This is a genomic window from Brenneria roseae subsp. roseae, from assembly GCF_003115845.1.
In the GTDB taxonomy this organism is placed as follows: Bacteria; Pseudomonadota; Gammaproteobacteria; order Enterobacterales; family Enterobacteriaceae; genus Brenneria; species Brenneria roseae.
On sequence record NZ_KZ819023.1, the window covers coordinates 163,154 to 189,182 of the forward strand.

At 51.9% G+C, this 26,029-nt stretch carries 21 protein-coding genes and 1 other RNA gene; 12 read left to right on the forward strand and 10 right to left on the reverse strand.

What is annotated here, in order from left to right:
- Positions 1-10: 10 nt before the first annotated feature.
- The 4 genes from DDT52_RS03075 (at position 11) to DDT52_RS03090 (ending at position 4,147) form a co-directional block, all read left to right on the forward strand.
- The gene (locus tag DDT52_RS03075; RefSeq protein WP_109053163.1) at positions 11-481 is read left to right on the forward strand and encodes a C40 family peptidase; all 471 of its coding nucleotides are present in this window, start codon (positions 11-13) and stop codon (positions 479-481) included.
- Positions 482-510: 29 nt separating this feature from the next.
- Positions 511-1,527 carry a lipoate--protein ligase gene (lplA, locus tag DDT52_RS03080; protein ID WP_136155054.1) on the forward strand — a complete coding sequence of 339 codons (1,017 nt, stop codon included), beginning with the start codon at positions 511-513 and terminating at the stop codon, positions 1,525-1,527.
- 268 nt (positions 1,528-1,795) lie between these two features.
- The gene (locus DDT52_RS03085; RefSeq protein WP_136155055.1) at positions 1,796-2,518 is read left to right on the forward strand and encodes an EAL domain-containing protein; all 723 of its coding nucleotides are present in this window, start codon (positions 1,796-1,798) and stop codon (positions 2,516-2,518) included.
- A gap of 177 nt (positions 2,519-2,695) precedes the next feature.
- Positions 2,696-4,147, forward strand: a complete 1,452-nt coding sequence (locus tag DDT52_RS03090; protein ID WP_136155056.1) for a protein adenylyltransferase SelO — start codon at positions 2,696-2,698, stop codon at positions 4,145-4,147.
- Positions 4,148-4,163: 16 nt separating this feature from the next.
- On the opposite strand, the gene DDT52_RS03095 is transcribed toward DDT52_RS03090, so the two are convergent.
- The 6 genes from DDT52_RS03095 to ppsR all read right to left on the reverse strand — a co-directional run bounded on the left by DDT52_RS03095 (position 4,164) and on the right by ppsR (position 10,468).
- A complete protein-coding gene (locus tag DDT52_RS03095; protein WP_136155057.1) occupies positions 4,164-4,964 on the reverse strand; it encodes a heme ABC transporter ATP-binding protein in 801 nt (266 codons plus the stop codon).
- Entirely contained in the window at positions 4,957-5,961 is a 1,005-nt protein-coding gene (locus DDT52_RS03100; protein ID WP_136155058.1) for a FecCD family ABC transporter permease, read from the reverse strand. The genes DDT52_RS03095 and DDT52_RS03100 overlap by 8 nt, the downstream gene beginning before the upstream one ends.
- Positions 5,958-6,776, reverse strand: coding sequence for a heme/hemin ABC transporter substrate-binding protein (locus DDT52_RS03105; RefSeq protein ID WP_136155059.1), 819 nt, complete (start codon positions 6,774-6,776; stop codon positions 5,958-5,960). Before DDT52_RS03105 ends, DDT52_RS03100 begins: the two co-directional genes overlap by 4 nt.
- Positions 6,773-7,825, reverse strand: a complete 1,053-nt coding sequence (locus DDT52_RS03110; protein WP_136155060.1) for a hemin-degrading factor — start codon at positions 7,823-7,825, stop codon at positions 6,773-6,775. Before DDT52_RS03110 ends, DDT52_RS03105 begins: the two co-directional genes overlap by 4 nt.
- Positions 7,826-8,180: 355 nt before the next feature.
- Complete coding sequence (locus DDT52_RS03120; RefSeq protein ID WP_136155061.1) at positions 8,181-9,236, reverse strand: 3-deoxy-7-phosphoheptulonate synthase; 1,056 nt, start codon at positions 9,234-9,236, stop codon at positions 8,181-8,183.
- A 410-nt stretch (positions 9,237-9,646) separates the two neighbouring features.
- On the reverse strand, positions 9,647-10,468 hold the full coding sequence (ppsR, locus tag DDT52_RS03125; protein ID WP_136155062.1) for a posphoenolpyruvate synthetase regulatory kinase/phosphorylase PpsR: 822 nt from the start codon (positions 10,466-10,468) through the stop codon (positions 9,647-9,649).
- Positions 10,469-10,768: 300 nt separating this feature from the next.
- Here ppsR and ppsA point away from each other — a divergent pair, with 300 nt between their 5' ends.
- Positions 10,769-13,147 (forward strand): phosphoenolpyruvate synthase, encoded by a 2,379-nt coding sequence (ppsA, locus tag DDT52_RS03130; protein ID WP_136155063.1) that lies wholly within the window; start codon positions 10,769-10,771, stop codon positions 13,145-13,147.
- A 90-nt stretch (positions 13,148-13,237) separates the two neighbouring features.
- Here the strand turns inward: ppsA and apbE are convergent, their stop codons facing one another.
- The 3 genes from apbE to ydiK form a co-directional block, all read right to left on the reverse strand.
- Positions 13,238-14,281: an FAD:protein FMN transferase ApbE gene (apbE, locus tag DDT52_RS03135; RefSeq protein ID WP_136155064.1), complete on the reverse strand. Its 1,044-nt coding sequence runs from the start codon at positions 14,279-14,281 to the stop codon at positions 13,238-13,240.
- A gap of 240 nt (positions 14,282-14,521) precedes the next feature.
- Positions 14,522-14,634, reverse strand: an RNA gene (gene rprA / locus DDT52_RS03140) — antisense sRNA RprA.
- A 247-nt stretch (positions 14,635-14,881) separates the two neighbouring features.
- Complete coding sequence (gene ydiK / locus DDT52_RS03145; protein WP_425591533.1) at positions 14,882-15,988, reverse strand: AI-2E family transporter YdiK; 1,107 nt, start codon at positions 15,986-15,988, stop codon at positions 14,882-14,884.
- 418 nt (positions 15,989-16,406) lie between these two features.
- Here ydiK and ydiJ point away from each other — a divergent pair, with 418 nt between their 5' ends.
- Positions 16,407-19,460 (forward strand): D-2-hydroxyglutarate dehydrogenase YdiJ, encoded by a 3,054-nt coding sequence (gene ydiJ, locus DDT52_RS03150; protein ID WP_136155066.1) that lies wholly within the window; start codon positions 16,407-16,409, stop codon positions 19,458-19,460.
- Positions 19,460-19,870 carry a hotdog fold thioesterase gene (locus tag DDT52_RS03155; RefSeq protein WP_136155067.1) on the forward strand — a complete coding sequence of 137 codons (411 nt, stop codon included), beginning with the start codon at positions 19,460-19,462 and terminating at the stop codon, positions 19,868-19,870. The genes ydiJ and DDT52_RS03155 overlap by 1 nt, the downstream gene beginning before the upstream one ends.
- Before the next feature lie 77 nt (positions 19,871-19,947).
- Here DDT52_RS03155 and DDT52_RS03160 read toward each other — a convergent pair whose 3' ends face one another.
- On the reverse strand, positions 19,948-20,349 hold the full coding sequence (locus DDT52_RS03160; RefSeq protein WP_109053147.1) for a hypothetical protein: 402 nt from the start codon (positions 20,347-20,349) through the stop codon (positions 19,948-19,950).
- Between the two features lie 425 nt (positions 20,350-20,774).
- On the opposite strand from DDT52_RS03160, the gene sufA reads away from it, so the two are divergent.
- From sufA to sufS, 5 genes are all read left to right on the forward strand, one after another.
- Positions 20,775-21,146 (forward strand): Fe-S cluster assembly scaffold SufA, encoded by a 372-nt coding sequence (sufA, locus tag DDT52_RS03165; RefSeq protein ID WP_136155068.1) that lies wholly within the window; start codon positions 20,775-20,777, stop codon positions 21,144-21,146.
- A 13-nt stretch (positions 21,147-21,159) separates the two neighbouring features.
- A complete protein-coding gene (sufB, locus tag DDT52_RS03170) occupies positions 21,160-22,656 on the forward strand; it encodes a Fe-S cluster assembly protein SufB (protein ID WP_136155069.1) in 1,497 nt (498 codons plus the stop codon).
- A gap of 91 nt (positions 22,657-22,747) precedes the next feature.
- Positions 22,748-23,494, forward strand: a complete 747-nt coding sequence (sufC, locus tag DDT52_RS03175) for a Fe-S cluster assembly ATPase SufC (RefSeq protein ID WP_109053144.1) — start codon at positions 22,748-22,750, stop codon at positions 23,492-23,494.
- On the forward strand, positions 23,469-24,803 hold the full coding sequence (gene sufD / locus DDT52_RS03180; RefSeq protein WP_136155070.1) for a Fe-S cluster assembly protein SufD: 1,335 nt from the start codon (positions 23,469-23,471) through the stop codon (positions 24,801-24,803). The genes sufC and sufD overlap by 26 nt, the downstream gene beginning before the upstream one ends.
- On the forward strand, positions 24,800-26,023 hold the full coding sequence (gene sufS / locus DDT52_RS03185; RefSeq protein WP_136155071.1) for a cysteine desulfurase SufS: 1,224 nt from the start codon (positions 24,800-24,802) through the stop codon (positions 26,021-26,023). Before sufD ends, sufS begins: the two co-directional genes overlap by 4 nt.
- Positions 26,024-26,029: the final 6 nt, after the last annotated feature.

The following is a 26,029-nucleotide window of genomic DNA, read 5'->3' on the forward strand; positions in this document are numbered from 1 at the left end:
GGTAACGAGCATGATACGGTTAAGACATCTGTTGATACTGGCAAGTCTGATATTGGTCGGGTGCAGCAGTCATAAAGGCCCGCCGCCAAACGCGCGTCTGAGTGATTCCATCATGGTGATCGCACAGTTAAACGATCAACTCAATGAGTGGTACAGAACGCCTTATCGTTATGGTGGTCTGGATCGAAACGGTATTGATTGTTCGGGTTTTGTTTACCTGACCTTCCGCGATCGGTTCGGTCTGCAATTGCCGCGTACCACCGAAGCGCAGACTGAACTCGGCGAGCGGGTCGATCGCGACAGTCTGTTGCCGGGCGATCTGGTTTTTTTCAAAACCGGCAGCGGCAGCAACGGATTGCACGTGGGAATTTATGATAAAGACGATCAGTTTATTCACGCATCCACCAGCCAGGGCGTTATTCGTTCATCGCTGGATAACGTTTACTGGAAACGGGCGTACTGGCAGGCTCGCCGTATCTGATTTCCTCCTTTCATGACATGGAGCCGCTTATGTCTTCTCTGCGCTTATTACTCTCTGATTCCTTCGATCCCTGGTTTAATCTGGCGGTTGAAGAGTGCATTTTTCGTCAAATGCCGCCGACACAGCGCGTACTGTTTCTCTGGCGTAACGCCGAAACGGTGGTTATCGGCCGTGCGCAGAATCCATGGAAAGAGTGTAATACGCGTCGGATGGAAGAAGACGGCATTAAGCTGGCACGGCGCAGCAGCGGTGGTGGCGCGGTGTTCCATGATTTGGGAAACACCTGTTTCACCTTTATGGCGGGCAAACCCGAATATGATAAAAGCGTTTCGACCCGCATTATTCTCAACGCGTTGTCAGATCTTGGCATCAAGGCCAGTGCTTCCGGTCGCAACGATCTGGTGGTGGAAACGACAGAAGGGAGTCGAAAAATATCCGGTTCTGCCTACCGTGAAACCAAAGATCGCGGCTTTCATCATGGAACGTTACTGCTAAATGCAAATTTAAGTCGTCTGGCGGATTACTTAAACCCGGATATTAAAAAATTACAGGCTAAGGGAATTACATCGGTACGTTCGCGGGTGGCGAATCTGGTTGAACTCTTGCCCGCTATCGATCACCACGGCGTGTGTCAGGCGATTATTCAGGCTTTTTTTGACTATTACGGCGAACGTTGTGCGCCTGAAATCATTTCACCTGCGGCATTTCCCGATTTACCCGGTTTCAGTGAGCAGTTTGCCCGGCAAAGCAGTTGGGAATGGAATTTTGGGCAAGCGCCGGATTTCTCTCATTTATTAGATAACCGTTTTTCCTGGGGCGGTGTGGAATTACATTTTGATGTCGCACGCGGAGTTATTAATCGAGCTCAGATTTATACCGACAGTTTGAATCCGACGCCGCTTGAAACGCTGGCTGTTGAATTACCCGGCACGCTATACCGGCCAGAAAATATGGCTGAGATATGTCAGCAATTGATAAAAAAATTCCCTGAACAAGGTGAGGAATTGCAGCAACTGTCGGCGTGGATAGTAACAAGTATTCGCTAATCTCCCTTTTCCCGTCTGGTTAAGCGGTTCAGAAACGGATAGGGGAAAGGTCAGAGTGGATAAGGTACTTTTTTTAATCTATAACTTAGTAATGATTTGTTTTAGTATCGAACTACTGGCCGGTTTTTTTATCACTGGCGTGACGACGGAGCTTAAACACGTTATTTATCGCTATCTACGGTTTCTATTTTCAGCTGATGGTCACAAGTCGTGATAGTTATCAATAAGCTGGAGCAACACCACTACTATTTTACTTTAACAATACCTTATGTTTGTTCGGTTAGAAGTAGATTATGTCAGTGATTATGTTTTCTGGCCTATTTATAGCCTGGAAGGCAGGCTGGTTGCTGTCGAAATGATAAGTAGATTTAATAGTTCTTCAGGTAATCTGAGTATGCCGTCAGATATTCTGTTTACCCTGTTAAATAGCATGCAACGGTATGATTTCATTAATGAACAAATTTCATTTATTCAGGATAAAGCCAGTTGGTTCATTGATAATGATATTCTTTTAGTGTTGCGGGTTGACCATGCAGTCGTGGATCTCTTTATGCAATCCGAGACGCTATGCCGTTCTCTGCGGCGTTTTACCTTCATCCAGTTGGAAATTAATGAGTATTTCCCCGGTCTATCACAAGGGAAAGAAAACGCGGTGTTGGCCAAAATAAGCCAGGCGTTTGGTCTTTGGCTGGACAACTTCGGCGCCGGGAAAAGTAATCTGAAGTCTTTGCATGATGGATTGCTGTGCGGTGTCAAATTGGATCAAAACTTTGTGGAGCATTTATTATCGCGTCCCCAAAATACGCTCATCATGGATCCCTTATTGAGAATAATTAAAAACTATTATCAAGATATCAACGTTATTGTTAAAGGTATCGGCACCGCCGAGTACTTTCATAAAGTTAAGAACTTAAATATCGATGCAGTACAAGGTGAGTTATGGCCTGCCGTTCATTTTGATGAACTAAGAAAAAAAATCGAGCTCCCTTGAAGCTTCTTTTATCCGTTAATCTCTTCATTGGCACAAAGCGACAGCCCACAGGGTGACGGGCAGGATAGTCCGCCATAAAAAAAATGCAGGCGCGTTTTTCAAAACGAATATCCCTGTTTTCCCTCGGTGTTAATTCTCTTGCTGGCCATCTACACTTTCTTTTATAGGGGAGAAACTATGCCGAAAAGACCACAGTTCGTTAATCATTACTTTCAGCAGTTGCCGGGGTTTTACACTGCGCTTAAACCTACGCCGCTTGCAGGGGCCCGTCTGCTTTATTATAGCGAGGGGCTGGCAAATGAACTGGAGCTCTCTCCTGAGTATTTTACCGCTGAGAAGAGCGGCATCTGGAGTGGCGAGACGCTGCTGCCGGGTATGGAGCCATTGGCTCAGGTTTATAGCGGACACCAGTTTGGTATGTGGGCCGGGCAGTTAGGTGATGGCCGCGGCATTCTGCTGGGTGAACAGCAACTGGCGGATGGGCGCACGCTGGACTGGCATCTTAAAGGGGCCGGCCTGACGCCTTATTCGCGTATGGGCGATGGCCGGGCGGTTTTACGCTCGGTCATCCGGGAGTTTCTGGCGTCTGAAGCGATGCACCATCTGGGTATTCCTACGACGCGCGCGCTAACCGTTGTCTCCAGTGAACAGCTCGTACAGCGCGAGCGGGAAGAACCGGGCGCGATGTTATTGCGCGTAGCGGAAAGCCATGTGCGCTTCGGCCATTTTGAGCATTTTTACTATCATCATGAACCGGATAAGGTCCGGCAGTTGGCGGATTACATCATCGCGCGGCATTGGCCGCAGTGGCGGGATGACGCGCAACGCTACGCCTTATGGTTCGGTGACGTCGTCGAACGGACTGCCCGCCTGATGGCTCAGTGGCAAGCGGTTGGTTTTGCTCATGGTGTAATGAATACGGACAACATGTCGATCCTCGGTTTGACGATAGACTACGGGCCATATGGTTTTCTGGATGACTATCAGCCCGATTATATCTGTAATCATTCCGACCATCAGGGCCGTTATGCCTTCGATAACCAGCCGGCTGTTGGGTTATGGAATCTCCATCGTCTGGCTCAGGCGCTGTCAGGATTGATGAGTACCGAGGTGCTGGAGCATGCGTTGGCGCGCTATGAACCAGCGTTGATGCAGCGGTATGGTTCGCTGATGCGCGCCAAATTGGGACTGTTTACCGCCGACGCTCAGGATAATGACATTCTGGTAGGGTTACTGCGGTTGATGCAACAAGAGCGGCGCGATTATACCCGCACCTTCCGGCTATTGGCGGAGAGTGAGAAGCATGCGGCGCTTTCGCCGTTGCGGGATGAGTTTATCGATCGTCAGGCGTTTGACCAGTGGTTTAGCGCCTATCGCAAACGACTGATGCAGGAAGAACAGAGTGATGCCGAGCGGCAACAAAGCATGAAATCGGCCAATCCAAAATATATTTTGCGCAACTATCTGGTTCAGAACGCCATTGAACGAGCGGAAAAAGAGGATATCAGCGTGCTGGCGCGTTTGCATCAGGCGCTGTGCCGTCCTTATGACGATATGCCCGAGATGGACGATCTGGCGGCGTTACCGCCAGAGTGGGGCAAACATCTGGAAATATCCTGCTCCAGCTGAGGTTGAGTGCCGACGTCTACTGACGCAGGTAAACCTGCGGAATGGGGTATTCAGGGTGTGGGCTGACGTTGAGATCGGCCTGATACCAATGGGTGAGTACGTCGGCCCGCAGCACTTGCTCTGGTGTCCCTTGCGCAACCAGTTCACCTTCATGCAGCAGCAGAATTCTGTCGGCATACAGCGCAGCCAGGTTAAGATCGTGCAGGACGCAGCACACGGCCAACGGCTGCTGGCGGGTCAGCTGTTTCAGCAACCGCAACAGATGCTGCTGATGATATAAATCCAATGCTGAGGTGGGTTCGTCCAAAAACAGCCAACCGGGCGTCGGCTGCGGGTGCCAGAGCTGCGCCAGCACGCGGGCCAACTGAACGCGCTGCTGTTCGCCGCCAGACAGATGGCGGTAATCCCGGGTTGCCAGCGTCAGACAGCCGGTTTGTTCCATTACCTGCCGGACCACCGTTTCGTTGTGCTGAGCACGTCCATGAGGCGCACGTCCCATCAAGACAACATCCTGAACGCTGAAGGCAAATGCCATTCCACTGTGTTGACGCATCACTGCACGGGTTCTCGCCAGCGCATTGGGTTGCCATTGCGCAAAGGATTTTCCTGCCAACAGACATTCACCCTGCTGAGGGGTTAAATAGCCGGTTAAGAGCCGTAGCAGCGTCGATTTTCCTGCCCCGTTGGGGCCGATAATCGCCACAATTTCACCACAGCCGACCTCAAGGGAAACATCCTTTATCAGGTAGCGTTCACCGGTGTGGAAACTGAGGTGACGCGCAATCATCGACGTTTCGGGCGTGGCGGGATTACTCATTTCCGCGTCCTTTGTGCTGAACAATCAGCCATAAGAAGTAGGGGCCGCCAATCAGACTGCTTAGCAAACCGACGGGCAATTCCGCCGGAGACAGTATCGTCCGGGCCAGCGTATCGGCGACCAGCAGCAGGCAGGCTCCGCCCAGTGCGGAACCCGGTATCAACCAGCGGTGATCGGCACCCAAATGCATTCGAATCAGATGTGGAATAACCAATCCGATAAAGCTGATGACACCACTGACGGCAACGGCGACGCCGACCAACAGAGAGCTTAACAGCAGCAGCGTGTGCTTGGTGCGCTTCACGTTGACGCCAAGATAATGTGCTTCCTCATCCCCCAGCTGTAACAGATTCAAAAGACGAGCCTGATACAACGTTATGATAATGGCCGGAATGACCAACGTGCCGGCGACTAATAGCATCGGCCATTGCGCTTGTCCCAGACTGCCCATCCCCCACAGAGAGAACTGGCGTAACTGCTGATCGGTACTGATGTAGGTCAGAACCCCGATGGATGCCATACATAACGCGTTAAGGGCGATACCTGCCAGCAACAGACGCGTGACGCCGCCCTGTCCGGAACGATTAAGGATGAAAATAATCGCGGTAATCGCCAGACTGCCGACAAAAGCGGCCAGCATGGGGCTATAAAGCGCCAGCAGCGGGGGCAACCCCAGCGGCAGCACGATGGTCAGCGCAACGCATAGCGCTGCGCCGCTGCTGATCCCCAGCAGGCCGGGATCGGCCAGTGGGTTACGAAACAATCCCTGCATGATGGCCCCGGAACAGGCCAGCGCACAGCCGACCAGCACGGCCAGCAACACGCGGGGAATACGGATATTCAGCCAGATATGCCAGAGCGGATCGTCAAATGGCGTCTGCCACAGTGTTTTAAATGACAGGGCCAGCGCGCCCAGATTTGACGCGCCGACCATCAGTATCAACAACAATAGCAGTAATGCAGCCAGCCAATAACGAGGATGAAACCGTTGTATCATTTGATTTTTTCTGCCGTCTGACGCAGCGTCGCCATCAGTGCTGGCGTTTCCAGCGTAAAGCCAAGCAGCGCCATGTCATCGACGACCAGCAGACGGTTGTTTTTACCCGCAGGGGTCAGGGCCAGTCCGGGTAATTTCCAGATCTGCGCTTCCCCGCCCAGACTTTTTAGTCCCTGGCTGGAGATCAGTATCAGGTCTGGCGCACTGGCGATCACGCCTTCCTGCGAGAGCGGCTGATAGCGTTGTACGCCCTGCATGGCGTTTTTCAGGCCGACGCTACGGATGATGGTATCCGCCGGCGTATTCTGTCCGGCGGCCATGGCAGTCATACCGCCGTGGCTGAGAACAAACAAAACGTTAACCGGCAAGGGCGTTTTGGCGATGGCCGCCAGTTCTTGCTGGTACGATTCTGCCAGCTTTTTACCCTCATCCTCTTTATGCAACGCTTGTGAAATGACACTGATTTTTTGCGGTACGGTTTCCAGTGCCGGCGCGGCCGGCACATGAATAACCTGCGTGCCGCTTTCAGCAACCTGCTGTAACACCAGTGAAGGCTGGGATAGCTCGCTGGCAATCACCAGTGACGGATTCATGGCCAGGATGCCTTCGGTATTGAGCTGGCGCATGTAGCCGACATCCGGTAATGCCGTGGCGGCATCGGGATGCAGGCTGGTGCTATCGCGGGCAACCAGATCTTTTTCCGCGCCCAGAGCATAAATAATCTCGGTGACATCACCACCGATGGACACAAGACGTTCAGCGGCTGACGCACTCAGCGGCAGCGCGATTAATAACGGGAATAGCCAGTTTTTCATGCGGCCAGCTCCTTGAGTGGTTTCAACGCGCCAATCTGGTCGCGCCACTGCTGTTGTTCCGGTGTTCCTTCGGTACGTTGTCCAAACAGTTGGGCAATCTGCGTGCCGTCAGCGGCATACAGTTCCAGACTGGTGACGATACCGTCAGCCGTCGGCTTGCGGGTGACCCAACTCTCGGCAATGGCATTTTCAATCAGATGCAGGGTGAAATCCTGATTAAAGATATTAATCCACTCGGCGTGTTGTTCCATGCGTTCAACGCGTTCGATCTTGCCGGTAAAAATCTGCACACAGCCACGATTACCCACAAATACCATGATTTCGTTCTGATCTTCACGGGCGGTAAACAAAATTTGTGACAGCGCGTCGTTATCCACCCGGTAGGCCAAATCATCACTGACGGCGCGGAAAGCCTGCTGGCGAGTGAGGTTATAGCGTTTCAACAGAATAAAAAATTGATGCACATCGGTCATTGCCCGCCAGTCCGCTTCAAACTGCGGATTCGCCTCTGCGGAGGCGCCAGCTGCCGGTTCGCCAGCCAGCGGACGAAGCGGCAGTGCCGGGTTTTCTGCGTGGGCGAACTTATCGACAAACTGCTGCCAGGCTTGCATATCGGTGGTATCAGTGGTGTAGACCTTCAGGATGGCATCACCCTGATGATCAAAGAACTGAATGCTTTGACGTTCACCGCGAGGCGTCGTTTCACGTAATGCGAAAGCGGAGGCCCATTGGTGCAGGAACAAACGCAAATCCAGTCCGCGTGGATTCAGAATCAGGCCGGCGTGACCATCCAGCGATTGATTCTGGTAGTAACCAACATGCTCATGTACCGCATAATTATTACGAGTGATCGACTTGGTATTACCAACCTGTTCCAGTGCGTTCAGCCAGCTTTTGGCATCACCTTGTAAGCGTTGGGCATCGTGTCCGACACGCGCGTGCGTCAGTTCTGCTTCACTGATGCCGAGCAGATCTGCCAGATCGCGGGCATATTTACGTGGGTGGGCAATTTTAGCCTGGAGGTATTGCTGGTAAATTGAAGTCTGCATCTCGCTTCCTTATCCTTTATCTCGATACTGCTAGGGATTAATGAGAATCATTTTCATGTAACAAAAACGTTACATCAAGTGAAATTTTCTTAATACGCGTGTGCGGCGTGCAGCGATCGGGCGTCTTGCAACGAGAATAATGCGGAAAGATGGCGGATGAGGAGGACTGGCGCGTCGTCATGATGGCGGTACGTATATTTTGCGAAAGGACGTTCAGCATGAGGGTCATGCGCTGAACAGTTACGCCTGCGTCCCGAGGAACAAATCGGTTCAGGCTCAACTTGTGAACACGCCCCATCAATGGCGTCCTGTCGGGCCTGCGGATGGGGCGTTCGGTCGCGCGGCGAGCGTTCGATCAGACTGCGCGAAAGCGCGTGTCGACGGCCTCGGCCAGCCGTTCGAGCATGGTTTCCGTATCCTGCCAGCTCAGACAAGGATCGGTGATGGATTGCCCATAGGTCAGCGCTTGCGGCGTATTTATTGGCTGGTTGCCTTCGATCAGAAAGCTTTCAGCCATGATGCCGGCAATGGAGCGTGAACCGGAGCGAATTTGCTGACAAACATTGTCTGCAACTTCCAACTGGCGGCGATGCTGTTTCTGGCAGTTACCATGACTGAAATCGATGACCAGGTGTTCAGGCAATGAAAACTCACGCAGGTGCGCACAGGCATCGGCAATGTCGTCAGCATGATAATTGGGCTTTTTGCCGCCGCGCATAATCACGTGACCAAACGGATTACCTTGCGTTTGGTAAACCGTCATCTGTCCCTGTTTGTCGGGCGAAAGGAACATATGCTGCGCCCGCGCCGCCCGAATGGCGTCAATCGCGATACGCATATTGCCATCGGTGCCATTTTTAAAGCCGACCGGGCAGGACAGCGCGGAAGCCATTTCACGGTGGATTTGGCTTTCCGTTGTTCGGGCGCCAATCGCTCCCCAGCTAATCAGATCGGAAATGTACTGGCCGGTCACCATATCCAGAAATTCGGTGGCCGTCGGCAGTTGCAGTGCGTTGACGTCCAGCAGCAAACGCCTGGCGCGTTCCAGTCCTTCATTCACCTGAAAGGAGCCATTTAGCGCCGGGTCTGCAATCATACCTTTCCAACCCACGACGGTTCGCGGTTTTTCAAAGTAAGTACGCATTACGATTTCCAGCCGATCCTGATAACGGACGCGCATTTCAGCCAGCCGGTGGGCATAGTCCAGGGCGCTGGGAATGTCGTGAATAGAGCAGGGGCCGATAATAACCAGTAAGCGGGGATCCTGACCGGTAAGAATGTCTTCAATACTTTTTCGCGACAGCGTCACGGTTTCGGCAATGGCGGGCAAAAGAGGTAACTTGGTTATCAGCGCGTGTGGCGTAACCAAACTATCGATGCGCCTGCTTCGCAGTTCATCTGTTTGATACATATTGTGTCTCTAAGCATTTCAAGCCGAGAGCCTATCACCCGAGACGATGCCGTATGTCTGTGAACGCATTAATTATGTTCATAAACTACGATAACGCGATACAAATCATAACGTTATAAATGCAAAGCGAACGCTGCGAACAGCGTTCAAAAACACATCAGGCGTTTTTGAACGCAGAAATAACCGGTGGCGCGTATGAAACATTATGGTGACCGTTCGCCACGCATCTCATCATGTATGCCTTCGTTGCTGTGTGTCGTCTTTGCCCAATGAGCATAAAGTCTACCGGGATAGGGATCTCGACTAAATTGGTTTCTTCTCAACGGCGGAATACCGGGAAGTGATGAGACTTACAATAAACTAAACGGCGTGCATTTCAACCGCGTGACGATAAAAAAATATATTGTGTACTAGTACATTCTCCGACTCATGCCCAGCGTGTCGATGATTTTGGCGGAGATTTCCTCAACAGAATAATTGGTCGTATTGATGTATTTAATCTGGTGTTTGCGATACAGGGCTTCGACTTCGCTAAGTTCCATTCGACATTGACGTAAAGACGCATAGCGACTGTTTCCCCGACGCTCTTCGCGGATCGCCGCCAGACGTTCGGCATCAATGGTCAGGCCAAAAAGTTTGTGCTGGAAAGGTTTCAACGCGTCGGGTAAATGCAGGTTATCCATATCATCGGCGATAAACGGATAATTTGCGGCGCGAATACCGAATTGCATCGCCAGATAAAGGCTTGTCGGCGTTTTGCCACAGCGGGATACGCCGAGCAGAATAACCTGAGCCTGATCGAGATTGCGCAGTGAAATACCGTCATCATGGGCCAACGTGTAGTCGATGGCGGCGATACGTGCTTCATATTTACCCAGATTGTTGGCGGTCAGTCCGTGGGTCCTGTTTGCCACGTGCGTTGGCGAAATGTTTAGCTCTTTTTGTAAGGGGGTAACCAGCGCCTGCACAATATCCTGACAAAATCCCTCGCTGCCGGTAATAATGTCACGCACGGTGGGAGTGACAATGGAGTAGAAAACCAGCGGTCGTAAGCCGCTCTGCCGGTAGGACATATTGATCTGTTCACACACCGCTTTGGCGCGTGTTTCGCTTTCAACAAAGGGCAACGTATAGCTAACGGTATCCACCGGGAATTGCGATAGCACCGCATGACCAAGCACTTCCGCCGTGATCGCCGTACCGTCGGAGATATAAAACACGCTTCTTTCCACCTAAACTCCTTATTGCGTTTTCTGCAATAAAAACCAATCAACCTCGTCAAAAATAGTGTTTTAAGAATACTTTTATTAAAACGCTATTTCATTATCTTAATGAAAAAGATAGCAAACTTTTACGATATTGGATTTTTGCATCGTTAAGCAATAGTTGGCGCTGAAATCAGTTTTTTTTCGTAGGTTGATCGATTCACCTGTCCATGCTTTATAAAACGCTATGCTACCCTGATTAAGTTGAAACTCATTTTCAACCGAACTCTTTCATACCCTAACTGTATGCAGAAAGGATTATTTTCGATGTCCAATAACGGCCCTGATTTGCGTAATGTCCTCTGGTATAACCAGCTTGGTATGCACGACGTTGAGCGGGTGGGTGGCAAAAATGCCTCCCTGGGTGAGATGATCACCAACCTTTCAGAACTGGGCGTAGCCGTCCCGAATGGTTTTGCGACAACAGCACAGGCGTTTAATGATTTTCTTAATCAAAGCGGTATCAATCAGCGTATTTACGAATTGCTGGATCGCACGGATATTGACGATGTGAATCAACTGGCGAAAGCCGGCACGCAAATTCGTCAGTGGATTATTGATACGCCTTTCCAGCCGGCGCTTGAAGAGGCGATTCGCGATGCCTACCAGCAACTGGCCGACGGTGAGAAAGACGCGTCGTTTGCCGTGCGTTCTTCTGCAACCGCGGAGGATATGCCGGATGCGTCGTTTGCCGGGCAACAGGAAACTTTCCTGAACGTTCAGGGTATCGATGCAGTGATGATCGCGGTAAAGCATGTGTTTGCCTCTCTGTTTAACGATCGCGCCATTTCTTACCGTGTGCATCAGGGATATGACCATCGCGGCGTGGCGCTGTCGGCTGGCGTTCAGCGCATGGTGCGTTCCGATCTGGCTGCGGCCGGCGTCATGTTCACCATTGATACGGAGTCCGGTTTCGATCAGGTGGTATTCATTACCTCGGCCTATGGCTTGGGTGAGATGGTGGTGCAGGGCGCCGTTAACCCTGATGAGTTTTATGTGCATAAACCCACGCTACTCAATGACAAGCCTGCGATTGTTCGCCGCAACATGGGGTCGAAAAAAATTCGCATGGTGTACGCTGCCAGTCAGGAACATGGCAAGCAGGTGCGTATCGAAGATGTTCCCGAGCAGCAACGTACGCGCTTCAGCCTGACGGATGACGAAGTGCAGGCGTTGGCGCGTCAGGCGCTGTTGATCGAGAAGCACTACGGTCGTCCGATGGATATCGAATGGGCAAAGGATGGTCATACGGGCAAGCTGTACATTGTGCAGGCGCGTCCGGAAACCGTCCGCTCCAACGGTCAGGTGATGGAGCGTTATCATCTGCCAGCCAGTGGTGAAGTGCTGGTAGAAGGACGTGCTATCGGCCATCGTATCGGCGCCGGTGAAGTTAAAGTGATTCAGAACATCAGCGAGATGCATCTTATCAATGCGGGCGATGTGCTGGTCACGGACATGACCGACCCGGACTGGGAGCCGATCATGAAAAAAGCGGCCGCCATTGTCACCAATCGTGGCGGGCGTACCTGTCATGCGGCCATTATTGCCCGCGAGCTGGGCATTCCCGCCGTTGTTGGGTGCGGCGATGCGACCGAACGGCTGCATAACGGACAGAAAGTGACCGTTTCCTGTGCCGAGGGCGATACCGGCTACGTTTATCATGATCTGCTGGATTTCACCGTGAAGAGTTCGCAGATCGATGAAATGCCGGATTTACCGCTGAAAATCATGATGAACGTCGGCAATCCCGATCGGGCGTTTGATTTCGCCTGTCTGCCGAACGATGGCGTCGGGCTGGCCCGACTGGAGTTCATCATCAACCGCATGATTGGCGTGCATCCGCGTGCGCTGTTGGAGTTCGATCAGCAAACGCCGGAGCTACAGCGTGAAATCAAGGCGCTGATGAATGGCTTTGACGATCCGGTTGAGTTCTATGTCGGCCGCTTGACGGAAGGTATTGCCACGCTGGCCGCGGCGTTCTCGCCAAAACGGGTGATCGTGCGTTTATCCGATTTTAAATCGAACGAGTACGCCAACCTGTTGGGCGGCGAGCGTTATGAACCGGAAGAAGAAAACCCGATGCTGGGCTTCCGTGGCGCGGGTCGCTATGTGTCCCCGGACTTCAAAGCGTGTTTTGCGCTGGAATGTGCGGCGGTAAAACGCGTGCGCAATGATATGGGTTTGAAAAACGTGGAGATCATGATCCCGTTTGTTCGTACTGTCGCGCAGGCGGAAGCGGTAATCGAAGAGCTGGCTCATCAGGGGTTACGTCGCGGCGAGGATGGCCTGAAAATTATCATGATGTGCGAGATCCCATCCAATGCGCTATTGGCGGAGGAATTCCTGCAATATTTCGATGGCTTCTCTATTGGCTCAAACGACATGACCCAGTTGGCGTTGGGGCTGGACCGGGACTCTGGCGTCGTTTCTGCGCTGTTTGATGAGCGTAATGATGCGGTTAAGGCACTGCTGTCAATGGCGATCACCGCAGCCAAGAAACAGGGTAAATACGTTGGCATCTGTGGTCAGGGGCCTTCGGATCATGAGGATTTCGCCATTTGGTTGATGGATCAGGGGATTGATAGCCTGTCCCTGAACCCGGATACCGTGGTGCAAACCTGGCTGAATCTGGCTGAACATCAGTAATCATTCTCTCCCAACCTCCCCCTTGCCAGGGGGAGGGTTAAACCAGAACAAACCACTTTTGAACGTCCCGCCAGACTGATAAAAACGTTGTTACTGGGTAATGAGAAAAGATTTGAACTGTGGCGTCATGACGGCGCTGAAGCCTTTATCTGTTCTGGTGATTAAATAAACCGCCAGCCCTTGTTGTTCCGCCAGTTTTAACGCTTTCTCCGTACCCAGAACCATCAACCCGGTATCCCAACCGTCAGCTTCCAGCGCCGTCGGCGCGATAACCGTCACGGAAACCAACTGATGCGTAATGGGTCGGCCCGTAGTAGGGTCGATAACATGGGAATAACGTTTGCCATCCTGCTCAAAGTAATTACGGTAGCTGCCGGAAGTACTGATAGCGTAGCCCTGTAAGTTTACGGCTGCCTGCATGGCGTTTTCCTGATCGGTCGGCTTCTGGATGGCCACTCGCCACGGTTTACCTTCCGAATTCACTCCGCGGCTGGAAATGGCGCCGCCCACCGAAACGAGGTAGTTGGTAATACCTTTGCGCGCCATTAATTGCGCCAGCACATCCGCCCCGTAGCCTTCACCCAGCGTGGAGAGATCAACATATAAATCGGGCAGATCTTTTTGAATCCATTCCCCGCGTGAGTCACTCAGTAACTTCAGGTGGTTCAATCCCACTTTTTGCTTTGCCAGATCGATCTGCTGCTGAGACGGGATGGTCACCGGTTGCTTTTGTGGACCGAATCCCCACAAATTTACCAGCGGACCAACGGTGATATTCATCGCTTCATCCGTTGCTCTGCCGATCCGTTGCGCAGCCAAAATAATATCCGCCATGCCGTTGCTGATGGGCTGGGGGTCGGTGCCCCGATATTGATTGAACCGTGACAGCGTTGAATGCTCACGGTAGGTAGAGATTTCATCATTGGCCTGCTCCAGCAGACGATCAATTTCCTGCTGCAATTGCGCTTTATCTTCTGTCGATTCTCCGCTGATTTTTACACTGTAGAAGGTGCCCATCGTTTTACCCTCAATGGTCAGCAGAGGACGTGGCGGGGTGTGGGTCGCATTATCACAGGCGGTAAGCAGGCTGAACAGGCAGCCCAGAATTAATCCCTTAATGGCGAGCTTGGTCATGAAAAAACTCCCGGAAATGAAGCATGCGCGATAACCAATAGATTTCAATGTGCAGGAAAACGACGCCGCTGAAACTCGAATTATTCAGGGTATAACCAATAAAGCAAAGCGGCTGAAATGCAAATAGCAGATTAACAAAAACAGGATTAACCGCAATTTATGGTGGAAAATGTCCGACGAAACGGTCATCAAAAGTACATTTTGCGGACATGGAGAAGAAAATGGATGGCTGTGCGCTGGATAAAAAAAAGCCCATCTCAGGGGATGGGCAAAGACTACACACAGCAATTCGTTACTAACTCTGACGAGGAGGAAACCTCATTGACAAACAGTAGGTTAAAAACTAGCTCCGATATTCATGCTAGGGATTATGCCCTATTTAGTCATTAAGAATCATCCTAATGGTTAATTATTTTTTAAGATTGCTCAATACGCGGTGGGCTACAGTGAGTAAAATTGAAGTGATAATGGAGAAAATATCAATTTATTAGGAATAATCCCTGATTTGGCGTGTAATACATTAGATTTATTTACTTATCAGCTTCGACATGACATGGGTGGTTTGACCACCCATGTTGATGCGGATTCCCGCGATCATCATCAATTTTTGTCAGGATCGATTGAAGGATCGGCGGTAATGATATTTTCGGGTGCGGGGATCTCATCCATCCAGGCAAACAGGAGTCGATAAGATACAGCCAGTACGACCGGACCAATGAACAAACCAATCATGCCAAAGGCCAGTAATCCGCCAATAACGCCGCACAGAATTAACAGCAGCGGAAGGTCGGCCCCTAAGCGAATTAACATCGGACGGATGAAGTTATCAATGGTACCGACTACGCAACTCACAACCAGCAGTACCGTCCCCCAGGTGGCATCCCCGCTCCAGTAAAGCCAGATAACCGCGGGGATCAATATGGGAAGCGGCCCCAACTGCACCAGACAGAACAGAAACATCAATACCGTCAGCAAGGTGGTATAGGGTATGCCGGAAATAAACAGACCGAAACCGCCCAGCAGCGACTGAACAATAGCAGTGACCACCACGCCCAGCGCCACGGCCCGGATGGACTGCGCCGCCAGGATGACCGCGGTATCCCCTCGTTCCTGTCCGAGACGGATAGCGAAGTGGCGCACCGCTTTGGCGACGGACTCTCCTTTGTAGTAAAGCAGCGCGCTGAATACCAGCATCAGGGCGCAATGCATCAGAAAGCGGCCAACGTGCGCGGCCTGCGCCACCAGCCAGGTTGCGGTTTTGCCGGCATAAGGCTGAACTTTGGAAAAAAGGCCGCTGCCGCCGCTCTGCAACAGGGTTTGCCAGCTACTGAACAATTTGTCGCCAACCAGCGGAATGGACGTAAGCCACTCCAGTTTCGGCGGTGAGAAATTTTCCTGACTGGATCCCCAGGCTATTAATGCCGAACTATTATCGATCGCGCTGCTGATCAGTATGGCAATCGGCAACACGAACAGCAGAATCAACAGTAACGTCATGGCGATAACGGCCAGAGAACGTCGGCCCCACAGTAGATGCTGAAGTTTAATTAACAGCGGCCAGGTTGCAATAACCACCATACAAGCCCAGGCAAGCCCGAGAATAAAGGGCTGTACAACCCAAAGGCAGGCAATGATCATAATGATGATAAACAGCAGGCTAAATAATGTCCTTGCCGCGTCGAAATGCTGTTGTCGATATTTTCTTATCAATGAATAGTACCTCTATAAATAGACGTAATGTCTGGAACCGACGCCGCTTTTGCAAGGCGATGAAAGCGACGACAATTTATCATGGGATATTTCCGGGCTTTTTGACAGCCTGTTGAACATTTTGTTGGTGAAACGGAGGAAACCCAACATGGTGTATGCTTTTACCGATCAAGCTGCGCATACTTCGTTGAAATGTGATATATCCTTCATCCTTCAAGTTGCAGGCACGTTGGCGACCTTCACTCGTTTTGCTCGTTTGTTCCGTTGCCGCATCCCGTATCCCGGGAGCGATAAGGGTAAGAAAACACGACAGGTCTGCCGAGTGACGCTCGGTTAGCAGATTGAACGTCGACGCCCCGCAGACACTAATGACATAATTGGCAAACACTTTTTGTACAGACAGGGTCAAAAAATAATGATCCCACAGATCACTCAGTCACCCGGACTTGTTCAGTCGGTGCTTAATTTTTTGGAAGCGTTGAAACAAAATGGATTTACAGGCGATATGGCGACAGATTACGCCGATCGCCTGACGATGGCGACAGATAACAGTATCTATCAACTCTTACCTGATGCCGTTGTTTTCCCCCGTTCTACCGCTGATGTGGCCATTCTGGCCCGTTTGGCCGGCGAAACGCGTTTTCTCGGACTGACATTCACCCCGCGCGGTGGCGGTACTGGCACGAATGGTCAGGCGTTGAACCATGGCATAGTGGTGGATATGTCGCGCTACATGAACCGTATTCTGGAAATTAACCCTGAACAAGGGTGGGTCCGGGTCGAAGCGGGCGTGATCAAAGATCAGCTTAATCAATATCTCAAACCCTTCGGCTATTTCTTCGCGCCGGAGCTTTCTACCAGCAACCGCGCCACGCTGGGCGGCATGATTAATACCGATGCATCGGGACAGGGATCGCTGGTTTACGGTAAAACCTCCGATCACGTTCTGGGGCTGCGTGCGCTGCTGTTGGGCGGCGATATACTGGATACCCAGGCGATGCCGGTGGCGCTGGCTGAGCAACTGGCCGGGGAAGCCTCACCCGTCGGGCGTATTTACCACACGGTGCTGCATCGCTGCCGTGATCAGCGACAGCTGATCCTCGATAAATTCCCTAAACTGAACCGCTTCCTGACCGGGTACGATTTGCGTCATGTCTTCAGTGATGATTTGAAAACGTTTGACCTGACGCGAATTCTGACCGGGGCTGAAGGCACGCTGGCATTTATTACCGAAGCGAAACTCGATATTACACCGATACCGAAGGTGCGGCGGCTGGTCAATATCAAATACGATTCCTTCAACTCAGCGTTGCGCAATGCGCCGTTCATGGTGGAGGCAAAAGCGCTGTCGGTCGAAACCGTCGATTCAAAAGTGTTGAATCTGGCGCGTGAAGATATTGTCTGGCACTCCGTCAGTGAACTGATCGCCGATGTGCCGGATCAGGAGATGCTGGGGCTGAATATCGTTGAATTTGCGGGTGATGATGAAGCGTTGATCAACGGACAGGTGGAAACGCTGTGTAAACGCCTTGATGAATTGCTGGCCGCGCGGGAAGCCGGGGTGATCGGCTATCAGACCTGTAACGATTTAGTGGGTATTGAGCGTATTTATGGTATGCGCAAGAAGGCGGTGGGGTTGCTGGGTAACAGCAAAGGGCTGGCTAAGCCTATTCCCTTTGCCGAAGATACCTGCGTACCGCCGCAGCATCTGGCCGACTATATCGAAGAATTTCGTCAGCTTCTGGATAGTCATAACCTGACCTACGGAATGTTTGGCCATGTAGACGCCGGGGTCCTGCATGTCCGGCCGGCGCTGGATATGTGCGATCCGCAGCAGGAAATGCTGATGAAGCAGCTTTCCGATCGAATTGTCGCCCTGACGGCCAAATACGGCGGCTTGCTGTGGGGGGAACACGGTAAAGGATTCCGCGCTGAATACAGCCCTGAATTTTTTGGCGCGGAATTGTATGCTGAATTGCGTCGTATCAAGTCTGCATTCGATCCTGATAATCGCCTCAATCCTGGAAAAATCTGTGCTCCGCTGGATGTTGATGCGCCGATGATGAAAGTCGATGCGGTCAAGCGCGGGACTTACGATCGGACTATCCCGCTGGCGGTGCGGACCTCATTCCGTGGCGCGATGGAGTGTAACGGCAACGGACTCTGCTTCAATTTCGATGCCCGAAGCCCGATGTGTCCTTCCATGAAGATTACGGGGAACCGTATTCACTCGCCGAAAGGACGGGCGACGCTGGTGCGTGAATGGCTGCGATTGCTGGCCGAGCAGGGGGTTGATCCGCTGGCGCTGGAGCAAACGCTGCCTCAACAGAGGCTCAGCCTGCGAACATTAATTCAGAAAACCCGGAACACCTTGCAGGCGCGTCAGGGCGATTATGATTTCTCCCACGAGGTGAAAGAGGCCATGTCAGGCTGTCTGGCCTGTAAAGCCTGTTCGACACAGTGTCCGATTAAAATTGATGTTCCCAGCTTCCGCTCCCGTTTTCTGCAACTGTATCACACCCGCTATTTACGCCCGGTACGCGATTATCTGGTCGCCGGCGTCGAAAGTTATGCGCCCCTGATGGCGCGCAGTCCCAAAACATTCAATTTCTTTCTCAAAATGCCGTGGGTTAATACCTTAAGCCGTCGGCAGATTGGCATGGTGGATTTGCCGTTGCTTTCCTCACCGTCGCTGCGTCAGCAATTTGCGGGCCACGGTGCGATACGAACCACGCTGGAGCAACTGGAGACCTTGTCTGATGCAGAACGGCAGCAATATGTGCTGATCGTGCAGGACCCGTTCACCAGTTACTACGATGCGCAGGTGGTGGCCGATTTTGTGCGTCTGGTGGAAAAACTGAAATTGAAGCCAGTGCTGCTGCCGTTCTCGCCAAATGGTAAAGCGCAGCACATAAAAGGGTTCCTGCAACGCTTTGCGAAAACCGCGGCTAAAACGTCAGATTTCCTTAACCGGGCGGCAAAGCTTGGTATACCCATGGTGGGCGTCGATCCTGCGCTGGTACTCTGCTATCGCGATGAATATCGTGAAATTCTGGGTGATAGGCGCGGGGATTTCCAGGTAAAACTGGTGCATGAATGGTTGATCACCGCGTTGGCGGACAGCGCGCCGCAGACCGCGGCAGGGGAATCCTGGTATCTGTTTGGTCACTGTACGGAAACGACGGCGTTGCCTGCCAGTACCCAACAGTGGTCTGATATTTTCTCGCGTTTTGGCGCGAAACTGGAAAATGTCAGCGTAGGCTGCTGCGGTATGGCGGGCACCTATGGTCATGAAAGCAAAAATCTGGTGAACTCTCAGGGAATTTATTCGCTATCCTGGCAGCAGGCATTGCAGAAATTGCCGCAGAAACGCTGTCTGACGACGGGATATTCCTGCCGTAGTCAGGTCAAACGGATGGAGGGTAGCGGGTTACGCCACCCATTACAGGCCTTGCTGGAGATTATTTAATGCAGTGGAAGCGAAAGGTCACCCTTGAGCAGTTGAATGAGCAGAGCCAGGGATGCATGATAGACTATCTGGGGATTCGCTATACCCGGATTGCCGACGATCATCTTGAAGCGGTTATGCCCGTCGAGCCCCGTACCCGGCAGCCACTGGGGTTATTGCACGGCGGGGCGTCTGTCGTTTTGGCTGAGTCGCTGGGGTCTGTTGCCGGTTATCTCTGTACCGAAGGGACGCAGACCGTGGTCGGGATGGAAATCAATGCCAATCACCTGCGTTCGGTACGCGATGGCGAAGTGCGCGGCGTGTGCCGGGCGCTGCATATCGGACGACGCAATCAGGTATGGCAGATAGATATTTTTGATAGCCAGAACCGACTGTGCTGTACCTCGCGTCTGACTACGGCGGTTATTTAGCGATAACGCCGGACTGACGTCGTTTGTGCGTACTACGACAGCATCAGCAACGCCGGATTCTCGAATCCGGCGCTCTTTCAGGGCAGGAAAGGCACCCGCTTAACGAAATCGGTCTGGAAAGCCGTTGCTTTATCCCAGGAACCCTGCATGCTTAGCTGATGGCAAATCAACTTGAGCGTGTTACGTGCGAAATAGTAACTCTGTACCCGGAAGAGGTGGCAGCGCTTTTCGTTATTTATCTCTTTAATCAGCCGGTTATGCAATTTTACCAATGCATGCAAATAGCTGTCGTCATCCCCATTCCGCAGACACAAATCGACCATATCCATACAGGCGTTGTGATAGCGCCGCAGATGATCAATATTGCTTTCTGGACGATTCAGACGCGCCTCAGCCATATAGAAATCGACGGTGGCATCCCGGATTTGAAATTTATATTCGTCGATCTGATGCTGTAGCCAGGCATTCATCGAAAGCATGGTTATCAATCCTGAATATTAAATGATAATCATTATCATATTTATAAAAATAGTCGGGATCAATGGGGAAAATGTGCTTTTCCATTCAAAATGTACAAGCGGTGAGATGAAATCTTCATTTACTTTTCCTGTTTTATAAATAGGCATTCGCTATGAATGTTATACTAATGATAATGAATTGATGATTTTCTTGCGCGGCAAGAAGGGGCGTTAAGAAGATTTAATGCTTATTTATCATGGTATTAAGCCTATGTGTGGGGTGTTTTTTTCGCCTTGTAACTATGATGGCAGAGCCTCGTTGCCGTCATCAAAAAACAAATGTTACCAATAGCCCTGCGAAACAAGAGGTTGAAGCAAGTTTCATTATCACTAACATTAGAGGAAACCAGCCTGAAACTGGTACGACACGTCATGAGGTATTCGTTATGCAAACGGAAAGTGTAGGGACCTTTTCACTGGATGAAAACGTCTGGAAAGGATTGACACTGACAGATAGCGCCGTGGGACACATCAAGCATTTGATACAGCAGGATGCCGCGGTGAAAGGTTTACGGCTTGGCGTTAAACAATCCGGCTGCGCTGGGTTTGGTTATGTGTTGGATCTGGTTCGTGAATCCGAAACGGATGACTTACTGTTCGAACGCGACGGCGCAAAGCTGTATGTGCCGCTAAAAGCGATGCCTTTTATTGATGGCACCGAACTCGATTTCGTCCGTGAGGGACTGAATCAGGTGTTTAAGTTTAATAATCCCAACGCTCAGCATGCCTGTGGATGCGGCGAGAGCTTCGGCATTTAAGTGATGACAAATTATGGCACGTAGCACAGTAGATGTACCTGATGATGTCCAGATCTGGATGGGTGATGGACGCTATAAAGAAGGCTTTTTTACCGAGCTGGCAACCGATCAATTGGCGCGCGGCATCAATGAGGATGTTGTGCGGGCCATTTCAGCAAAACGCAATGAACCTGAATGGATGCTGGAATTCCGCCTGAATGCCTACCGGGCGTGGTTGGAAATGGAAGAGCCGCATTGGCTGAAAGCGCATTACGATAAGCTCGACTATCAGGACTATAGCTATTATTCCGCACCGTCCTGCGGCAATTGCGATGACAATTGCGACTCGCAGCCGGGCGCAACCCAGCAATCCGGCATTGCGGACGTGAATAATTACCTGACCAGTGAAGTTGAGAATGCGTTCAATCAGCTCGGCGTCCCGGTGCGTGAAGGAAAATCGGTGGCGGTTGACGCTATTTTTGACTCCGTCTCCGTCGCCACCACCTACCGGCACGAGCTGGCGGAGCAGGGCATTATTTTCTGTTCATTCAGCGAAGCCATTCAGGAGCACCCTGATTTGGTGCGCCAGTATCTCGGTACGGTCGTGCCCTCGAATGACAACTTCTTTGCTGCGCTGAATGCGGCGGTCGCGTCTGACGGTACGTTTGTCTATGTACCGAAAGGCGTGCGTTGTCCGATGGAGTTATCCACCTATTTCCGCATTAACGCGGCTAAAACCGGCCAGTTTGAACGCACGATCCTGATTGCGGATGATGATAGCTACGTCAGCTATATTGAGGGGTGTTCCGCGCCGGTACGTGATACCTATCAGCTGCATGCGGCGGTAGTTGAAGTCATCATCAATAAAAACGCGGAAGTAAAATATTCTACGGTGCAGAACTGGTTCTCCGGCAAAGACGCCGAAGGCGGCATTCTGAACTTTGTCACTAAACGCGCGCTGTGCGCGGGTGAATATTCTAAAATGTCCTGGACGCAATCGGAAACCGGCTCGGCCATTACCTGGAAATACCCGAGCGTCGTGCTACGCGGCGACAACTCGGTCGGCGAATTCTTCTCTGTTGCACTGACCAATGGTCGTCAACAAGCCGATACCGGTACCAAAATGATTCATATCGGTAAAAACACCCGCTCAACCATTATCTCCAAAGGGATTTCTGCCGGACACAGTGAGAACACCTATCGCGGTCTGGTGAAGATCATGCCGAGCGCCACCAACGCGCGTAACTTTACGCAGTGTGACTCGATGTTGATTGGTAGCGACTGTGGCGCGCACACGTTCCCGTATGTGGAAGCGCGCAATAACACGGCGCAACTGGAACATGAGGCGACAACCTCGAAGATTGGCGACGATCAGCTGTTCTACTGCCTGCAACGCGGCATCAGTGAAGATGATGCGATCTCCATGATCGTTAACGGATTCTGTAAAGATGTCTTCTCTGAACTACCGCTGGAATTTGCGGTAGAGGCGCAGAAGTTACTGGCGATTAGTCTGGAGCACAGCGTAGGTTGATTCGCGATTACCGGGATTTTTATTGATAGAAAATCATCGGTTACAAAAATGATGAGCGTCGCAAGATATCCGACGCCTGGAAGGATAGAGCATGTTAAGCATTGAAAATTTAAAAGTCAGCGTAGAAGGCAAAGAGATTATTAAGGGGCTGAATCTCACGGTTAAGCCGGGAGAAGTCCACGCGATCATGGGGCCGAATGGCTCAGGGAAAAGTACGCTCTCCGCTACGCTGGCCGGACGTGAAGAATATGAAGTCACCGACGGCGCCGTCAGCTTCAAAGGCAAGGATTTACTGGAACTGGATCCTGAAGACCGCGCGGGTGAGGGCATCTTTATGGCATTTCAGTATCCGGTGGAGATCCCCGGCGTCAGTAATCAGTTCTTCTTGCAAACGGCCGTGAATGCCGTGCGCAAATACCGTGAACAGGAACCGCTGGATCGCTTTGATTTTGCCGATTTTATCGAAGATAAAATCAAGCTGTTGAAAATGCCGGAAGATTTGCTGACCCGTTCCGTCAACGTCGGCTTTTCCGGCGGCGAGAAAAAGCGGAATGATATTCTGCAAATGGCGGCGCTTGAGCCGGATTTGTGCATTCTTGATGAAACCGACTCCGGTCTGGACATCGATGCGTTGAAAATTGTCGCCAACGGGGTGAATGCCCTGCGTAACGAACAGCGTTCTTTTATTATCGTTACGCACTACCAGCGTATTCTTGATTACATCAAACCAGACCATGTACACGTTCTTTCTCAGGGCCGTATTGTGAAATCTGGCGATTTCTCTCTGGTGAAACAGTTGGAGGAGCAAGGCTATGGCTGGCTTACCGACCAACAATAAAACGAGCGCCAAAGCAGGCATCGAGCAAAAGCAGGCAAAAGCCCTGCAACAGTGGCACAGCCTGTTTGACCGCGCGAATACTCAGCGTTCATCGGATGCGTACCAACATTGGCAGGAAGTGCTGCGTCTGGGATTGCCGCACCGTAAGCACGAGCATTGGAAATATACCCCGCTGGACGGACTGTTGGCGCACGAATTCGTTGCGCCGCAGGTATCGTCCGTCGCGCAGGATACGCTGGATGCGCTGGCGTTGCCCATTGATGCCTGGCGTCTGGTCTTTATTGATGGCGTATTCAATGAGTCGCTCAGCGACACGCAGTGGGGACCTTATCAGGTGGATATCAAGGTTGCCCGTGCGCACGGTGAATTTCCTCCGGCAGTCCAGCCGGAAGTGTTCCTGCATCTGACGGAAAGTCTGGCCGCGCAAAGCACCTTGATTCGTCTGGCCGCTAATCAACAGGCTGAAAAACCCTTGTACTTGCTGCATATCAGCAGCAGTCAGGGCGCGGCGTTGAATACCGTCCATCATCGCCATCACTTGCAGGTTGAACGCGGCGCCAGCGCGCAGATCATTGAGCATTACGTCAGTCTGGACCAGTACGCGCACTTTACTGGCGCCCGCCTGACGGTCAGTGCGGGAGAAAACAGCCGCGTCAGCCACTATAAACTGGCTTTCGAAGCCGCTGCCAGCTACCACTTTTCGCATAACGATCTGGTACTGTCGCGGGACGCGCAGGTTCGTAGCCATAGTTTCCTGCTGGGCGCGGGTCTGACCCGTAATAACACCAGCGCGCAACTGAATGGCGAAGGAACCAATTTGGTCATCAACAGCCTTATTCTGCCTATCGGCAGCGAGGTGTGCGATACCCGGACTTATCTGGAACATAATCAGGGATTCGGTGAAAGCCGTCAGTTGCATAAAACCATCGTTAACGACCGCGCTAAGGCGGTGTTCAACGGTATGATCAAAGTGGCGCCTCATGCCTTGAAAACCGATGGACGGATGACGAACAACAATCTGCTGTTGGGGCGACTGGCTGAAGTCGATACCAAACCGCAGCTCGAAATCTATGCGGATGATGTTAAATGCAGCCACGGCGCGACGATAGGGCGCATGGACGAAGAACAGCTGTTCTATCTGCGTTCACGCGGTATCACGCAGCAGGACGCGCAACAGATGATTATTTTTGCCTTTGCCGCGGAATTGACGGAAGCGATTGAAGATGAGTCGCTGCGAAGTGTGATATTGAAACGCATCGCACTGCGTTTGCCTAACGCATTGGCTGAGTCAGAAAAGGCGGCGTTATGAATTATCCCATCGAACAAGTTCGTGCTGACTTTCCACTATTGACGAGAGAAGTCAACGGACAGCAATTGGCCTATCTGGACAGCGCCGCGAGCGCGCAAAAGCCGCAGGCGGTCATTGCGCGGGAAACGGCCTTCTATCAGCATGAGTATGCCGCTGTACATCGCGGTATTCATACGTTGAGCGCGCAGGCAACCACGGCGATGGAAGCGGTGCGTGAGCAGGTCGCGACCTTTATCAATGCGGCCTCGGCAGAAGAGATCGTCTTTGTGCGGGGAACCACGGAAGCCATCAATCTGGTCGCCAACAGCTACGGACATACGTTCCTGCAAGCGGGCGATAATCTCATCATTACGGAGATGGAACATCACGCCAATATTGTTCCCTGGCAAATGCTGGCTGAAGCGCGAGGTGTGGAAGTTCGCGTTATTCCGTTGGCAGCGGATGGAACGCTGGATCTGTCCCGTCTGCCCGGATTGCTTGATGAACGGACCCGATTGTTGGCGGTAACGCACATCTCCAACGTCCTCGGCACATTAAATCCGGTCAAAGAGATCATTGCTCAGGCGAAAGCCGCAGGCGCGGTCGTTCTGGTGGATGGCGCCCAGTCGATAATGCATCAGCCGATCGATGTACGGGATCTGGATTGTGACTTCTTTGTTTTTTCGGGACACAAGATTTACGGCCCTTCCGGTATCGGCGTGTTGTATGGCAAACGGGCGCTGTTGGCGTCAATGCCGCCGTGGGAAGGCGGAGGCGCGATGATCCGTCAGGTGAGCCTGCATACCGGAACCACCTATGCGGATGTGCCGTGGCGCTTTGAGGCCGGTTCTCCCAATACTGCCGGGATCATGGGGCTGGGCGCGGCGCTGAGCTATGTAACCGCGTTGGGGCGTGATGCCATTGCGCACTATGAATCTTCCCTGATGCACTATGCGTTGGAAGCGTTGGCTCAGGTACCGGATTTAACGCTGTACGGCCCGGCAGAACGGCATGGGGTCATCGCGTTCAATCTGGGGCAACACCATGCCTACGATGTGGGCAGTTTCCTCGATCAGTATGGAATTGCGATCCGCACCGGCCACCACTGCGCGATGCCATTGATGGAACACTATGCCGTTTCCAGTATGTGCCGCGCCTCGCTTGCCGTTTATACTACTCGCGAAGAAATCGACCGGCTGGTCGCCGGGTTGCAACGTATCCATCGATTGCTGGGCAACTGAGCCTCG

What these genes read in the sequence shown, in the direction of transcription:
- DDT52_RS03075 (WP_109053163.1), top strand. Translation starts at nt 11, where the DNA reads ATGATACGGTTAAGACATCTGTTGATACTGGCAAGTCTGATATTGGTC.
- lplA (WP_136155054.1), top strand. Translation starts at nt 511, where the DNA reads ATGTCTTCTCTGCGCTTATTACTCTCTGATTCCTTCGATCCCTGGTTT.
- DDT52_RS03085 (WP_136155055.1), top strand. Translation starts at nt 1,796, where the DNA reads ATGTTTGTTCGGTTAGAAGTAGATTATGTCAGTGATTATGTTTTCTGG.
- DDT52_RS03090 (WP_136155056.1), top strand. Translation starts at nt 2,696, where the DNA reads ATGCCGAAAAGACCACAGTTCGTTAATCATTACTTTCAGCAGTTGCCG.
- DDT52_RS03095 (WP_136155057.1), bottom strand. Translation starts at nt 4,964, where the DNA reads ATGAGTAATCCCGCCACGCCCGAAACGTCGATGATTGCGCGTCACCTC.
- DDT52_RS03100 (WP_136155058.1), bottom strand. Translation starts at nt 5,961, where the DNA reads ATGATACAACGGTTTCATCCTCGTTATTGGCTGGCTGCATTACTGCTA.
- DDT52_RS03105 (WP_136155059.1), bottom strand. Translation starts at nt 6,776, where the DNA reads ATGAAAAACTGGCTATTCCCGTTATTAATCGCGCTGCCGCTGAGTGCG.
- DDT52_RS03110 (WP_136155060.1), bottom strand. Translation starts at nt 7,825, where the DNA reads ATGCAGACTTCAATTTACCAGCAATACCTCCAGGCTAAAATTGCCCAC.
- DDT52_RS03120 (WP_136155061.1), bottom strand. Translation starts at nt 9,236, where the DNA reads ATGTATCAAACAGATGAACTGCGAAGCAGGCGCATCGATAGTTTGGTT.
- ppsA (WP_136155063.1), top strand. Translation starts at nt 10,769, where the DNA reads ATGTCCAATAACGGCCCTGATTTGCGTAATGTCCTCTGGTATAACCAG.
- apbE (WP_136155064.1), bottom strand. Translation starts at nt 14,281, where the DNA reads ATGACCAAGCTCGCCATTAAGGGATTAATTCTGGGCTGCCTGTTCAGC.
- ydiJ (WP_136155066.1), top strand. Translation starts at nt 16,407, where the DNA reads ATGATCCCACAGATCACTCAGTCACCCGGACTTGTTCAGTCGGTGCTT.
- DDT52_RS03155 (WP_136155067.1), top strand. Translation starts at nt 19,460, where the DNA reads ATGCAGTGGAAGCGAAAGGTCACCCTTGAGCAGTTGAATGAGCAGAGC.
- DDT52_RS03160 (WP_109053147.1), bottom strand. Translation starts at nt 20,349, where the DNA reads ATGCTTTCGATGAATGCCTGGCTACAGCATCAGATCGACGAATATAAA.
- sufA (WP_136155068.1), top strand. Translation starts at nt 20,775, where the DNA reads ATGCAAACGGAAAGTGTAGGGACCTTTTCACTGGATGAAAACGTCTGG.
- sufB (WP_136155069.1), top strand. Translation starts at nt 21,160, where the DNA reads ATGGCACGTAGCACAGTAGATGTACCTGATGATGTCCAGATCTGGATG.
- sufC (WP_109053144.1), top strand. Translation starts at nt 22,748, where the DNA reads ATGTTAAGCATTGAAAATTTAAAAGTCAGCGTAGAAGGCAAAGAGATT.
- sufD (WP_136155070.1), top strand. Translation starts at nt 23,469, where the DNA reads ATGGCTGGCTTACCGACCAACAATAAAACGAGCGCCAAAGCAGGCATC.
- sufS (WP_136155071.1), top strand. Translation starts at nt 24,800, where the DNA reads ATGAATTATCCCATCGAACAAGTTCGTGCTGACTTTCCACTATTGACG.